Here is a 13019-nt window from a genome sequence, read left to right on the forward strand (position 1 = left end):
AGCGTGAGGGAAACGCCCGGTTACATTCCGAACCCGGAAGCTAAGCCTTACAGCGCCGATGGTACTGCAGGGGGGACCCTGTGGGAGAGTAGGACACCGCCGAACAAATTTTGATGAGAAAGCCCCCGCACTTCGGTGCGGGGGCTTTCTTGCGTTCAGGGCCTTTTCGTGGCGGGGCTCCTTTTCCGCCCTTGCATTTCTGCAGCACTCAAAGGCGGCCCGCTGCCTTTAGTGCCAGATATGCGTCCGCCAAGGCCGGCGGGAGATCGTTCGGGGTCGCGTCGACGACAGTCACTCCGTGGCGGGTGAGTTGTTCCGCGGTGCGATGGCGTTCTGCCTGGGCCTGCGCCGCGGCGGCGGCCTCGTACACGGCTTCGGTGTTTCCTCGTGCCGCTGCCATGCGCTGTATGTGGGGGTCGGACACCGAAGCGACGAGGACTGTGTGGCGCTGGGTGAGGCGGGAGAGTACGGGAAGCAGGCCTTCCTCGATGGGGGCCGCGTCGAGGGTTGTGAGGAGCACGATCAGGGAGCGGCGGGGAGCCGTGCGGAGAGCCGTGGAGGTCAGGCCGCGGGCGTCCGTTTCTAGGAGTTCCGGTTCGAGGCGGGCCATGGCGTTGACCAGGGAGGGAAGGACATCGCCCGCTGATCGGCCCTGTACGAGGGCTCGTACGCGGCGGTCGTATGCGAGGAGGTCCACGCGGTCGCCGGCCCGGGAGGCCAGGGCTGCGAGGAGGAGGGCCGCGTCCATGGAGGCGTCGAGGCGGGGGATGTCTCCGACGCGGCCTGCTGACGTGCGGCCCGTGTCGAGGATCAGGAGGATGTGGCGGTCGCGTTCGGGGCGCCAGGTGCGTACGGCGACCGTGGTCTGGCGGGCGGTGGCGCGCCAGTCGATCGAGCGGGTGTCGTCGCCGGGGACGTACTCGCGGAGGCTGTCGAATTCTGTGCCCTCGCCGCGGGTGAGGACGCTGGTGCGGCCGTCGAGTTCGCGTAGCCGGGCGAGCTTCGAGGGGAGGTGCTTGCGGCTGGTGAAGGGGGGCAGGACGCGTACCGTCCAGGGGACTTTGTGGCTGCCCTGGCGGGTGAGGAGGCCGAGAGGGCCGTACGAGCGGATGGTGACGCGGTCCGCGTGGCGGTCGCCGCGGCGGGTGGGGCGCAGACGGGTGGTCACGCGGCGGCGTTCGCCTGCGGGGACCGTGAGTTCGTGGCGGGACGCGGCGATCTCCGTGCCGGGCTGCCAGCTGCTCGGGGGCCAGGCGTCGCGGATGCGGGCGCGCAGGGGGCGGCCGGATGTGTTGGTGACGGTGAGGGTGACGTCGGCTGTTTCGCCGAGGCGTGCCGAGGTGTCGCCGGAGCGGGTCAGGCCGAGGCGGCGTACGGGGGCCGCCAGGGCGAAGTCGCAGGCGCAGGCGAGGGCCAGCGGGACGTTCACCGCGAGGATGCCCGTCCAGCTCGGTTCCCAGATGCCGACTGGGAGGGTGCCGAGGGCCGCCAGGAGGGCGGCGCGTCCGGTGAGGGCCATCAGCGGGGTACGGGGACGTGGGCGAGGATCGCGTTGATGACCGAGTCGGCCGTCACGCCCTCCATCTCTGCTTCCGGGCGGAGTTGGACGCGGTGGCGGAGGGTCGGGAGCGCGAGGGCCTTCACGTCGTCGGGGATGACGTAGTCGCGGCCGGTCAGCCAGGCCCAGGCGCGGGCCGTGGCCTGGAGCGCCGTCGCGCCGCGCGGGGAGACGCCGAGGGTGAGGGACGGGGATTCGCGGGTGGCGCGGCAGATGTCCACTACGTAGCCGGTGATTTCGGGGGAGACCGTGGTCTTGGCGACCGCCGCGCGGGCGGCTTCGAGGTCCCCGGGGCCGGCGACGGGGCGTACGCCGGCGGCGCGCAGGTCGCGTGGGTTGAAGCCCTCCGCGTGGCGGGTGAGGACGTTGATCTCGTCCTGGCGGGATGGGAGAGGGATCGTCAGTTTCAGGAGGAAACGGTCCAGCTGGGCTTCGGGAAGGGGGTACGTGCCTTCGTACTCGACGGGGTTCTGGGTCGCGGCGACCAGGAACGGCTCGGGGAGTGGGCGGGGGGTGCCGTCGACCGTGACCTGGCGTTCCTCCATCGCTTCGAGGAGCGAGGACTGGGTCTTGGGCGGCGTGCGGTTGATCTCGTCCGCGAGGAGGAGGTTCGTGAAGACCGGGCCCGGCTGGAAGGAGAACTCGGCGGTGCGGGAGTCGTAGACGAGGGAGCCCGTGATGTCGCTCGGCATCAGGTCGGGGGTGAACTGGACGCGCTTGGTGTCGAGTTCGAGTGCGGATGCCAGGGCCCGGACGAGCAGCGTCTTGGCCACTCCGGGGACCCCTTCGAGCAGGACGTGTCCGCGGCAGAGGAGGGCGACGACGAGACCGGTCACGGCGGGGTCCTGGCCGACCACGGCTTTGGCGATCTCGGCGCGCAGGGCTTCCAGGGAGGAGCGGGCGGTGCCCGGATCCCCGGTGTTCCCGGCGTTGTCAGTGGTCGGGTCCATCATGGACGGCGTACCTCACTTTCGAGGGCGTCGAGTTGGTCGGCGAGAGCGATGAGGGCCGCGTCGTCGCGGGGTGGCGGCCCGAAGAGGAGTGAGTGCAGGGCCTGTCCTTCCCGGCGGAGCTGGGCGGACAGGGCGGGGAGTAGGGCCTCGGGCGCGTGCGCCTGGGCGGGGGAGACACCGACGAGGGGGGCGAGGCGGGTGCGGGTGGTGGAGCGCAGAGCCGCGGCGGCGCGGTCGCGGGCGTTGGACTTGCGGTAGAGGCGGGCGCGGCCTTCGACGGTCTCGGAGGCGCGGATCGCGACCGGGAGTTTCTCGGGCACGAGCGGGCCGAGGCGGCGGGCACGCCAGAGGGCGGCCAGGAGCGCGGCGATGAAGAGCTGCAGGGTGCCCCAGAGCCAGCCGGAGGGCATCAGGTCGAAGAAGCTGCGGTCACCGGCGTCGGTGGCCGAGTCGTCGGAGAGCGAGGGGAGGTACCAGACCAGGTGGGGGCGGGAACCGAGCAGTTGGAGGGCGAGCGAGGCGTTGCCCTGCTTGTCGAGGCGTTCGTTCTGGAGGATGTCGGGGCCACCGAGTACGACGGTGTCGCCGTTCCCCTCGGGCGCCGGGATGCGCAGCAGGGTGGGCAGGCCGTCGCCCGGGTAGCAGGAGTCGGCGCCGGTCGCGTTCGTGGTGTAGCGGATGCCGCCCGTTTCGGCCTTGCCCGCTCGTCGGGCGGCGGGCAGGGAGCAGTCGGGCGACAGCGTGGTGTCGAAGCTGGGCGCGGGGTCGGCGTCGACTCCCGGGGCGAGGGTCCCGACGGACGGGGTGGTGGGGGCGACGAGGACGGTACGGCCGCCGGAGTTCGCGAACGCCGAGTGGAGGCGGTTCTGCTGACGGTCGGTCAGCAGGTCGGGGCGGGCGACCAGCAGGGTCGTGTCGGAGCCGGTGGCGGCTGCGGCCTCATCCAGGGTGGTGACCACGCGGGTGGACACACCTCGGTCGGCGAGGAGTTCGGCGACGGCGCGGCTGCCGGAGGGGTCTGCGGAGCGCGGGTCGAGGCTGCCGCTCTGGGAGTCCGAGCGGACCGCGGCGATGGCGACGGCCGCCGCCAGGAGGACCACGAGTGCGAGCAGCACACCGCGCGAGCGGGTCCACAGCCGGCGGGCGGTGGGGGAGGCCGAGGTGGACGGCGGGGTGGCCTCGGGCGCCTCGGGTGCGGGGGCCTCGGTGGTCACTCGGCGGCCCCCTGGTGGGCGCTGTGGGCCGTGCTGTGGGTGCTGTTCGCGAGGACAGGCCTGGTGCGTTCCAGGTCGCGGTCGAGTTGTGAGAGGCGTTGGTACGTATCCGGGCCGGCCGTTCGTCCGCCGTACGTCACGTCGTCGAAGTCCCTGGCGGCGGCGCGCAGTCGGTCCGTGTGGGCGGGGAGGGTGCGGCCCGCTTCGGCGGCGGCCTCGTCGGCGGTGCGGCCGGGGCGGGGGTCGAGCAGCGCGCGCTCCTCCAGGGAGCGCACGACGGCGCGCATGCGCTCCTGGACGGCCTGGTTCCAGTGGCCCTGGGCCGCGTGTGCCTCGGCGGCCGCGCGGTGCTCGGCGGCGCTGCGCGGGCGGTCGTCGAAGAGCGGGGCCGCTGATGTCGGGCCTCGGCGTGGGGTGCCGAGGCGCCACCAGAGGGCACCGATGAGGGCCAGGGCCGCCAGGACGACGACGAGGAGGCCGAGTGCGCCGCCCGGTGTCGCGGAGGAGGCGGCGTTGAACAGCTTGTCGACCCAGTCCCAGAAGGCGTTCAGAGCGCGTTCGAGCAGGCTGGGGTCGTTCTCGTGGTACATCCGCTTGGACAGCTCGCGTCGGGCCGCCTCCCGCGCGGGGTCGCGCGGGATGGTGACCGGCGGTTCGCCTTCGCCGCGCGACAGCGCGAGTACGGCCGTCGCGTCGGCGCGCGACAGCGTCAGTACCGCTGTGAGAACTCCCCCCGCCAGACTCACTCCGTCAGCGCCCCGGGGTGGATCCGGGGCTGCCGGAGCCGTAGTCCTGGACGCCGGCCGCGCGGGCCAGGTCGAGGTCGAGGGCCTCGCGGCGGATGCGCTGGTCGATGTAGAGGAGCACGGAGACTCCGGCGGTGATCGGGAAGGTGAGCATGGAGCCGATCACCGAGCCGATCCCGCTGATGACGAGGAACGTCCAGCCGAGGTCGCCGGTGCCGGTGTTGAGGAAGCCGGTGACACCATCGCCGCTGAGCGCGGAGGCGAGGAAGGCGAAGGGGATCACGATGATCGACGCCACGATGTTCGCGATGATCGTGGCGAGCAGCTGGATGCCGAAGACCCGCCACCAGGAGCCGCGGACGAGCTTCGCGGAGCGGCTCATCGACTTGAAGACGCTCTGCTTCTCCAGCATCAGGGCGGGCGAGGCCAGCGAGAAGCGGATCATCAGCCAGAGCGCGACGACGGCCGCGGCCAGGCCGCCGAAGACGGCGAGCGCGATGGCGCCGTCACCTCCGCCGGCGAGGCCGACGAGGATGCCTGGCAGTGTGCCCAGGGCGCCGACCGTGATGGCGATGAGCGGCAGCAGGAAGGTCAGGCCGAAGAGCTTGGGCAGCTGCGGCCGGGCGTCGCTCCAGGCCTCCGCGGTGGTCACCGACTTGCCGAGCACGGCGCGGCTGGTCACGGTCGTGAGCAGGGCGGTCGCCACGATCGTGCCGAGCAGGGTGATCAGCAGGACGACGCCGGAGTTCAGGAGGCTGTCGCCCAGGGCGCGCGACAGCTCGCCGGCGGTGGCACTGGGGTCGTTGAGGATCTCCGTGCTGGCGCTGTCGTCCAGGACGAAGCCCTGCAGCAGGATCACGGCGATCTGCGTGAAGACCGCGACGGTCAGCGAGATGCCGAGCACGGTGCGCCAGTGCGTACGCATCGTGGACACCGCGCCGTCGAGGATCTCGCCGACGCCGAGCGGGCGGAGTGGGATGACGCCGGGCTTGGCCGCGGGCGGGGGACCGCCCCAGCCGCTTCCCCAGCCGGGGTGTCCGCCGGGGCCGTAACCGCCGGGGCCGCCGTAGCCACCCGGGCCGCCGGGACCTCCGTAGCCGCCGTACGGGCCGGGGCCGGCGGGCGGTTGGCCGCCCCAGCCCGGGCCTGTGGGCGGGCCGCCCCAGCCGGGGCCGGGCGGGGGTGGTGGCGGGGCCTGGGGCGGGGTGTCCTGGGGGCTGCCGGGGGACGGCCACTGGGCCGGCGGGGGCTGCTCCTTGGACCACTTCGGGCCGGGGGCGGACGGGTCGGTGCCGGGTCGGCCCGGTTCGCCCGCGGGCTCCGTGGGACCGGGCCGGTCGGCGGGCTCGGCAGGGCCGGAAGCCGTCGGCTCCTGTCCGTTCTGCCCGTCGGAGGGGGCAGATCCGGGCGATGCCCAGCCCGGAGTGTCTTTCATCGTCGCTCCTTCACGGTGCCCGTCCGCGGTCGCGGCGGCAGGTTGGCTGCCATCGTGCCACGGTGTGGCCGGGAAGTGACCGGCGGCCGTATGGGCTGCACACCTTCAATTGTCCGGCCGGTACGGGGCAGACTGGGCGGATGGCTGATCAGTACGCGCAATCCCGCGAGAACAACCGGCCCCCCGAGATACCGGCGATCCGGTGGGACGAGCCGCCGGAAGGTCCTGTACTGGTCCTCCTCGACCAGACGCGGCTGCCCGCCGAGGAGGTCGAGCTGGTGTGCACGGACGCGCCCGCCCTGGTGGAGGCGATCCGTATGCTCGCCGTTCGCGGGGCGCCGCTGCTCGGCATCGCGGGGGCGTACGGGGTCGCGCTCGCCGCCGCCCGAGGGTTCGACGTGGACGAGGCGGCGGCCTCGCTCGCGGGTGCCCGGCCCACCGCGGTGAACCTCTCGTACGGGGCGCGCAGGGCCCAGGCGGCCCATCTCGCGGTGCTGCGGGGCGGCGGTGACCAGAAGCAGGCCGCCGATGCCGCGCTGGCCGCCGCGCGGGCGCTGCACGCGGAGGACGCCGAGGCCAGCGCCCGGATGGCCACGCACGGGCTGGCGCTTCTCGACGAGCTGCTGCCCGGGGGCAACCACCGGATCCTGACGCACTGCAACACCGGTGCGCTGGTGTCCGGGGGTGAGGGCACGGCGTTCGCGGTGGCCCTCGCGGCGCACCGGGCGGGGCGGCTGCGCAGGCTCTGGGTGGACGAGACGCGGCCGTTGCTGCAAGGTGCTCGCCTGACGGCCTATGAGGCGGCGCGGACCGGAATGGCGTACACCTTGCTCACGGACAACGCGGCGGGATCGCTGTTCTCGGCGGGAGAGGTGGACGCGGTGCTGATCGGGGCCGACCGGATCGCGGCCGACGGTTCGGTGGCGAACAAGGTGGGGAGCTATCCGCTCGCGGTGCTGGCCAGGTACCACCATGTGCCGTTCATCGTGGTGGCGCCGGTGACGACGGTGGATCCGGACACTCCGAACGGAGCCGCGATCGAGGTCGAGCAGCGTGCTGGACATGAGGTGACGGAGATCACAGCACCGCAGGTGCCGGTGGCGGGAGCGGAAGCGGGAGGCGGGATACCGGTGGCACCCCTGGGGACCCAGGCGTACAACCCGGCGTTCGACGTGACGCCGCCCGAGCTGGTGACTGCGATCGTCACCGAGGAGGGCGCCGTGTCTCCCGTGACGGCTGAGGCGCTTGAAGAGCTGTGTGACAGGTCACGCCAGGTAACGATTTAGTTAATGGGATGATGTCGTTTATGAAGGGACGAGTCCTTGTCGTCGATGACGACACCGCACTGGCCGAGATGCTCGGCATTGTGTTGCGTGGTGAAGGTTTTGAGCCGTCTTTCGTAGCCGACGGCGACAAGGCGCTGGCCGCTTTCCGTGAGAGCAAGCCCGACCTGGTGCTCCTGGACCTGATGCTTCCCGGCCGGGACGGTATCGAGGTGTGCCGCCTGATCAGGGCGGAGTCCGGGGTACCGATCGTGATGCTCACCGCGAAGAGCGACACCGTCGATGTCGTGGTCGGTCTGGAGTCGGGCGCGGACGACTACATCGTGAAGCCGTTCAAGCCAAAGGAGCTGGTGGCCCGGATCCGGGCCAGGCTGCGCAGGTCGGAGGAGCCGGCGCCCGAGCAGCTCGCGATCGGCGATCTGGTCATCGACGTGGCCGGTCACTCTGTGAAGCGGGACGGGGCGTCGATCGCGCTGACTCCGCTGGAGTTCGACCTGCTGGTGGCGCTGGCCCGCAAGCCGTGGCAGGTGTTCACGCGTGAGGTGCTCCTGGAGCAGGTGTGGGGCTACCGCCACGCGGCGGACACCCGACTGGTGAACGTCCATGTGCAGCGGCTGCGCTCCAAGGTCGAGAAGGACCCGGAGCGGCCGGAGATCGTGGTGACCGTCCGTGGCGTCGGTTACAAGGCCGGACCGAGCTGACATGTCCCGGGACAGTGCCGCTTCGGCGCCCGGCCAGCCGGGGACCCGCCCGGGGCGGCCTGTCGGCCGGAAGACGACGGGCTCCCACTGGCGCCAGTTCACCGAGGGCGGGCTGCTGCAGGGCGGAGTCCAGGGCAGCCCGGTCCTTCGGCTGTTCATGCGCTGGGTGCGCCGTCCGCTGCTGCCCGTCATGCGGCTGTGGCGGCGCAACATCCAGCTCAAGGTCGTCGCCACGACCCTGCTGATGTCCCTGGGCGTCGTTCTGCTGCTGGGCTTCGTCGTGATCGGGCAGGTGCGCAACGGCCTGCTGGACGCCAAGGTGAAGGCCTCGCAGAGCCAGGCCACGGGCGGGTTCACGGTCGCCAAGCAGGAGGCCGACAGCGCGGCGGGCGCGGACGGCGGCCCGGACTCGGACGAGAACCCCGTGCAGAACGTGAGCGGCTGGATGAGCGCTCTCGTGGAGTCGCTGTCCAGCGGCGGCCAGGGCGCGTTCAGCGTCGTGACCCTCAGCACCACCTCCGCCGACAACGGCAGCAGGGGCCTTGGACCGCGTGCGTCGGGCTTCGTCGACTGGAGCCTCAGCGTGCCCGAGGACCTGCGTGACCGGGTCGACGAGGGCACGGGCGCGGCCCAGAGCTACACGCGCATCTTCTACACCAACGGCCAGGATTCCCAGCCGGCGCTGATCATCGGCACCCAGCTCAACGACCCCAGGAACGCCCCGTACCAGCTGTACTACCTCTTCCCGCTCACGCAGGAGGAGAAGTCGCTCAGCCTCGTCAAGGGGACGCTCGCGACGGCCGGGCTGTTCGTGGTGGTGCTGCTCGGGGCGATCGCCTGGCTCGTGGTGCGCCAGGTCGTCACGCCCGTGCGGATGGCCGCCGGGATCGCCGAGCGGCTGTCCGCGGGGCGCCTCCAGGAACGTATGAAGGTCACCGGCGAGGACGACATCGCGCGGCTCGGCGAGGCCTTCAACAAGATGGCCCAGAACCTGCAGCTGAAGATCCAGCAACTGGAGGACCTGTCGCGGATGCAGCGGCGCTTCGTCTCCGACGTGTCGCACGAGCTGCGTACGCCGCTGACGACCGTCCGGATGGCGGCCGACGTCATCCACGACGCGCGCGTGGACTTCGATCCGATGACCGCGCGGTCGGCCGAGCTGCTCGCCGACCAGCTGGACCGGTTCGAGACACTGCTCGCCGACCTGCTGGAGATCAGCCGCTTCGACGCGGGCGCGGCGGCCCTGGAGGCCGAGCCGATAGACCTGCGGGAGGTCGTACGCAGGGTCGTCAGCGGGGCGGAGCCGCTCGCGGACCGCAAGGGCACGCACATACAGGTCGTCGGGGACCAGCAGCCGGTGGTCGCCGAGGCGGACGCCCGGCGCGTGGAGCGGGTGCTGCGCAACCTCGTGGTCAACGCCGTGGAGCACGGTGAGGGCAAGGATGTGGTGGTCAAACTCGCCGCGGCGGGCGGGGCGGTCGCGGTCGCGGTGCGCGACTACGGGGTGGGGCTCAAGCCCGGCGAGGCGACCCGGGTGTTCAGCCGCTTCTGGCGGGCGGACCCGGCACGCGCGCGTACGACCGGCGGTACGGGCCTCGGGCTGTCCATCGCCCTGGAGGACGCGCGGCTGCACGGCGGCTGGCTGCAGGCCTGGGGTGAGCCGGGCGGCGGCTCGCAGTTCCGGCTGACGCTGCCGCGGACCGCGGACGAGCCGCTGCGGGGCTCGCCGATACCCCTGGAGCCCAAGGACTCACGGCGCAACCGCGGCCTGAACGACGCGGGGCTGCCTCTCGGCGGCACGCAGAAGCTGGCCACAGTGCCCGCGCAGCCCGTCAGCGAGCGCACCGGGCCGCCGCCCATGCTCGCTCCCCGGGTGACGGGCGCGGTGGACCCGGCCGCGCTGCCCGGCAACGGCGCGCGCGTGGTGCCGCGGCCCACCGCGGAAGGGCGCGGCCAGAGCACCGAGGCGGCGGAGGAAGCCCCGTCCGAGGACGGACGGGGAACCGGTGAGCAGCCGGATCAGTTGAAGCAGGGGGAGGAATCACGTGGGCGCTGACCGCGATCGGGGCGGCCGTCGGCGTCCGGTGCGTCTGGTGACGTACGGCGTCTGCGGGGCCGTACTGCTGACCGGGTGCGCCTCGATGCCGGACGGCGGGGATCTGCGCGGGGTCGAGGCCTCGCAGCGGCCGGACCCGCAGGTCCGGGTCTTCGCCATACCGCCGCGGGAGAACGCACAGCCCGAGGAGATCGTGCAGGGCTTCCTGGAGGCGCTGACCAGTGACGATCCGGGGTTCGAGACGGCACGCAAGTACCTGACGGGCGAGGCGTCCAACGAGTGGCGTCCCAACCAGTCCACGACGGTGCTCGCGGACGGGCCGAACACCACGGCGGAGCACAGTGGCAGCCGGGAGGCGACCGGCGACTACGTGTACTCACTGAGTGGCACCAGGGTCGCCAAGGTGGACTCGCAGTTCGCGTACGAGCCCGCCGCGGGCACGTACAACGAGTTCGTGCACCTCACGAAGGACAAGGAGAAGGACGGCAGCAAGCAGTGGCGCATCGACGAGCTGCCGCAGGGCCTTGTGATGGGGAAGTCCGACTTCCAGCGCAACTACCTGTCCGTCAACAAGTACTACTTCGCGTCGAACACGTCGGGCAGGACGGACGATCAGCTCGGGGCGGTCGCCGACCCCGTCTACGTGCGTGAGCAGGTGGACCCGGTGACGCAGATGGTCCGCTCGCTCCTGAAGGGGCCGACGAGCTGGCTCAAGCCGGTCGTCAGGTCCAGCTTCCCCACCGGTACGGCGTTGAAGAAGGGCGTCAAGACACTCACGCCCGACGACCAGAACCGACTGACGGTGCCGCTGAACGACAAGGCCGACCGGATCGGCCAGTCCGTGTGCACGGAGATGGCGGCCCAACTCCTGTTCACCCTCCAGGACCTGACGCCCACGGGCATCGACGAGGTGGAGCTGCAGCGTTCGGACGGCACGCAGTCGTGTGTGCTCAGAGCGAACAAGGCCGAGATCTACGTCGCCCACGGCCCCGCGAAGCGTGCCGAGTACGAGTACTTCATCGACGGTGAGAAGCGGCTCGTCCGGATAGCGAGCGCGGGCAGCGAACAGGAGCCCGAGCCGGTGCCGGGTGCGCTCGGCGACGGCGACGAGGCGCTGCGGTCGGCCGCGGTCTCGCGGGACGAGGACACCGCGGCCGGGGTGTCGCTCGACGGGCGCTCGCTGTACGTCGGGTCGCTCGCCTCCGGCGGTTCGCTCGGGGAGCCCGTGCTGCGCAGCACGGCCAAGTCGGACGACGACGGGCTGACGACGCCCAGTTGGGACGCGAGCGGGGACCTGTGGGTGGCCGACCGTGACCCGAAGAGCTCCAGGCTGCTGCTGCTCACGAAGGGCGCCGGTGAGCCTCTGGTGGTCACGACACCCGGCCTCGAAGGGCGCATCGAGGCGGTGCGGGTGGCCGCCGACGGTGTGCGGATCGCGCTGATCGTGCGCAAGGGCGACAGGACGACCCTGCTCGTGGGGCGGATCGAGCGGCAGAAGGGATCGGACGGGAAGCCGTCCGTCTCCGTCCATGAGCTGCGGTCCGTGGCACCGCAGTTGGAGGAGGTCACCGCCATGTCCTGGGCCGGCGACAGCCGTCTGGTCGTGGTCGGGCGCGAGGCCCGGGTCGTGCAGCAGATCCAGTACGTCCAGGTCGACGGCTCCACACCGGTCGGCCCGGCACCCGCCGCGCTCACCGGGGTGAAGGAGATCGCCGCCTCCGAGGACGAACGGCTGCCGCTGGTGGCCCACTCGGAGGACGGGATCGTGCGGCTCTCGTCCGGGTCCCAGTGGCAGACGGTGGTCAAGAAGGGGATGGCACCGGTCTATCCGGGGTGAGCCCTGGGCCGGCCGGCCAGACCCGGCTTGCCTTCGCTCGCTGCGCGCTGCATGTCCGTCTGCGCTGTCGCCCGTCCGTCTGACCGTCCGTCCGTCTGACCGTGGCGGCGGCAGCGGCAGCGGCAGCGGCCGCGCAGGCGGTGGTGGCGGCGGCGGTGGCGGTGCCGGTACGCCGGATTGGGTTCCCTCGTGTGGGTGACAACGGCCCTGTGGTTGCCGGGAGTTGTCCACAGGGAGTTGTCCACAGGGGTGGCCGGGGCGCTCGCGCGTTGGCACAGTGGTGGGCATGCGGGGGTGGTGGCAGGACCTCACGGACCTGGTGCTGCCGGCCGAGTGCGGAGGCTGTGGGAGGCCTCGCACGGTGCTCTGCCCGGAGTGCCGTGCCGCCCTGACGGGGGCCGTACCGAGCCGGGTGCGACCGGAGCCGGAACCACCGGGGCTGCCGGTGGTGCACGCGGCGGCTCCGTACGAGGACGAGGTGCGCGCGGTGCTCCTCGCCCACAAGGAACGGGGTGCGCTGATGCTCGCGGGGCCTCTGGGAGCGGCGCTGGCCGGGGCTGTGCGGGCGGGGCTCACGGCCGGCGACGGGAGCGGGAGAGGGGCTGTGCGGCTCACACCTGGTGGACGCGGTGGACGCGGTGGACCGGTCGGAGCGGGCGGCTCCGGGACGCCTGTCTCGCTCGTTCCCGTGCCGTCCGCGCCCTGGGCGGTCCGGGCGCGGGGGCACGACCCGGCACGGCGGATCGCGCTCGCCGCGGCGGGTGAGCTGCGGCGTACGGGGACACCGGCCCGGGTGGTCGCCGTACTGCGGCAGCGGCGTGCAGTGGCCGACCAGTCGGGGCTCAACTCCCGGCAGCGGCTGGACAATCTCGCCGGCGCCCTGGAGGTGCCCGCGGGGGGCGCGCGGCTGCTGGCCGGCGGCGGGCGGGTCGTGCTCGTCGACGACCTGATGACCACGGGGGCGTCTCTGACGGAGGCGGCACGGGCCCTGAAGGCCGTTCTCGTGGCGGGAACCGGTCCTTACGGCCGAGTAACACCCAAAGTGACAGGGGAAGGGATGTCACAAGCGACGGTGACAGGTGTAGGCCGACCAGAAGTGGTCAGGGAAATGAGAGGTACGAACGGCGCCGAAGGCATGCTCGCAGCCGCTGTGGTCGCGGCGACTCCGGCATCTTTCGAAATAAACCGGAACTGACAGAGAAGTTGCGTCGTTGCAGGTAGTGAGAGGTTGTATTC

General features: G+C 72.0%; 10 protein-coding genes and 1 rRNA gene. 6 read left to right on the forward strand and 5 right to left on the reverse strand.

Annotated features, from left to right (window positions below; genetic code table 11):
• A 5S ribosomal RNA gene (rrf, locus tag ACH4YP_RS15230) occupies positions 1 to 105 on the forward strand; the annotation flags it as partial.
• 103 nt (positions 106 to 208) lie between these two features.
• Here the strand turns inward: rrf and ACH4YP_RS15235 are convergent.
• The 5 genes from ACH4YP_RS15235 to ACH4YP_RS15255 are packed head-to-tail and all read right to left on the reverse strand — an operon-like array spanning position 209 to position 5906.
• Entirely contained in the window at positions 209 to 1519 is a 1311-nt protein-coding gene (locus ACH4YP_RS15235; protein ID WP_398490834.1) for a DUF58 domain-containing protein, read from the reverse strand.
• Positions 1519 to 2508, reverse strand: a complete 990-nt coding sequence (locus ACH4YP_RS15240; RefSeq protein ID WP_361064835.1) for a MoxR family ATPase — start codon at positions 2506 to 2508, stop codon at positions 1519 to 1521. Before ACH4YP_RS15240 ends, ACH4YP_RS15235 begins: the two co-directional genes overlap by 1 nt.
• Positions 2508 to 3725, reverse strand: a complete 1218-nt coding sequence (locus tag ACH4YP_RS15245; RefSeq protein ID WP_398490835.1) for a DUF4350 domain-containing protein — start codon at positions 3723 to 3725, stop codon at positions 2508 to 2510. Before ACH4YP_RS15245 ends, ACH4YP_RS15240 begins: the two co-directional genes overlap by 1 nt.
• The gene (locus ACH4YP_RS15250) at positions 3722 to 4471 is read right to left on the reverse strand and encodes a DUF4129 domain-containing protein (RefSeq protein WP_398490836.1); all 750 of its coding nucleotides are present in this window, start codon (positions 4469 to 4471) and stop codon (positions 3722 to 3724) included. Before ACH4YP_RS15250 ends, ACH4YP_RS15245 begins: the two co-directional genes overlap by 4 nt.
• Positions 4472 to 4475: 4 nt before the next feature.
• On the reverse strand, positions 4476 to 5906 hold the full coding sequence (locus ACH4YP_RS15255) for a glycerophosphoryl diester phosphodiesterase membrane domain-containing protein (protein ID WP_398490837.1): 1431 nt from the start codon (positions 5904 to 5906) through the stop codon (positions 4476 to 4478).
• Positions 5907 to 6046: 140 nt separating this feature from the next.
• Between ACH4YP_RS15255 and mtnA the strand changes: the two genes are divergently transcribed.
• The 5 genes from mtnA to ACH4YP_RS15280 all read left to right on the forward strand — a co-directional run bounded on the left by mtnA (position 6047) and on the right by ACH4YP_RS15280 (position 12978).
• Complete coding sequence (gene mtnA / locus ACH4YP_RS15260) at positions 6047 to 7192, forward strand: S-methyl-5-thioribose-1-phosphate isomerase (protein WP_398490838.1); 1146 nt, start codon at positions 6047 to 6049, stop codon at positions 7190 to 7192.
• Between the two features lie 8 nt (positions 7193 to 7200).
• Entirely contained in the window at positions 7201 to 7890 is a 690-nt protein-coding gene (gene mtrA, locus ACH4YP_RS15265) for a two-component system response regulator MtrA (RefSeq protein WP_188114266.1), read from the forward strand.
• A 1-nt stretch (position 7891) separates the two neighbouring features.
• Positions 7892 to 9946: an MtrAB system histidine kinase MtrB gene (mtrB, locus tag ACH4YP_RS15270; protein WP_361064785.1), complete on the forward strand. Its 2055-nt coding sequence runs from the start codon at positions 7892 to 7894 to the stop codon at positions 9944 to 9946.
• Positions 9936 to 11783: an LpqB family beta-propeller domain-containing protein gene (locus ACH4YP_RS15275; protein WP_398490839.1), complete on the forward strand. Its 1848-nt coding sequence runs from the start codon at positions 9936 to 9938 to the stop codon at positions 11781 to 11783. Before mtrB ends, ACH4YP_RS15275 begins: the two co-directional genes overlap by 11 nt.
• Positions 11784 to 12069: 286 nt before the next feature.
• Positions 12070 to 12978: a ComF family protein gene (locus ACH4YP_RS15280; RefSeq protein WP_398490840.1), complete on the forward strand. Its 909-nt coding sequence runs from the start codon at positions 12070 to 12072 to the stop codon at positions 12976 to 12978.
• Positions 12979 to 13019: the final 41 nt, after the last annotated feature.

This window comes from Streptomyces sp. NPDC020747 (assembly GCF_044334695.1).
Lineage (GTDB): Bacteria > Actinomycetota > Actinomycetes > Streptomycetales > Streptomycetaceae > Streptomyces.

Bases quoted from the DNA above. Each gene is read 5' to 3' on its own strand.
- mtrA (WP_188114266.1), top strand. From the start codon at position 7,201: ATGATGTCGTTTATGAAGGGACGAGTCCTTGTCGTCGATGACGACACC.
- ACH4YP_RS15240 (WP_361064835.1), bottom strand. From the start codon at position 2,508: ATGGACCCGACCACTGACAACGCCGGGAACACCGGGGATCCGGGCACC.
- ACH4YP_RS15235 (WP_398490834.1), bottom strand. From the start codon at position 1,519: ATGGCCCTCACCGGACGCGCCGCCCTCCTGGCGGCCCTCGGCACCCTC.
- mtnA (WP_398490838.1), top strand. From the start codon at position 6,047: ATGGCTGATCAGTACGCGCAATCCCGCGAGAACAACCGGCCCCCCGAG.
- ACH4YP_RS15280 (WP_398490840.1), top strand. From the start codon at position 12,070: ATGCGGGGGTGGTGGCAGGACCTCACGGACCTGGTGCTGCCGGCCGAG.
- mtrB (WP_361064785.1), top strand. From the start codon at position 7,892: ATGTCCCGGGACAGTGCCGCTTCGGCGCCCGGCCAGCCGGGGACCCGC.
- ACH4YP_RS15255 (WP_398490837.1), bottom strand. From the start codon at position 5,906: ATGAAAGACACTCCGGGCTGGGCATCGCCCGGATCTGCCCCCTCCGAC.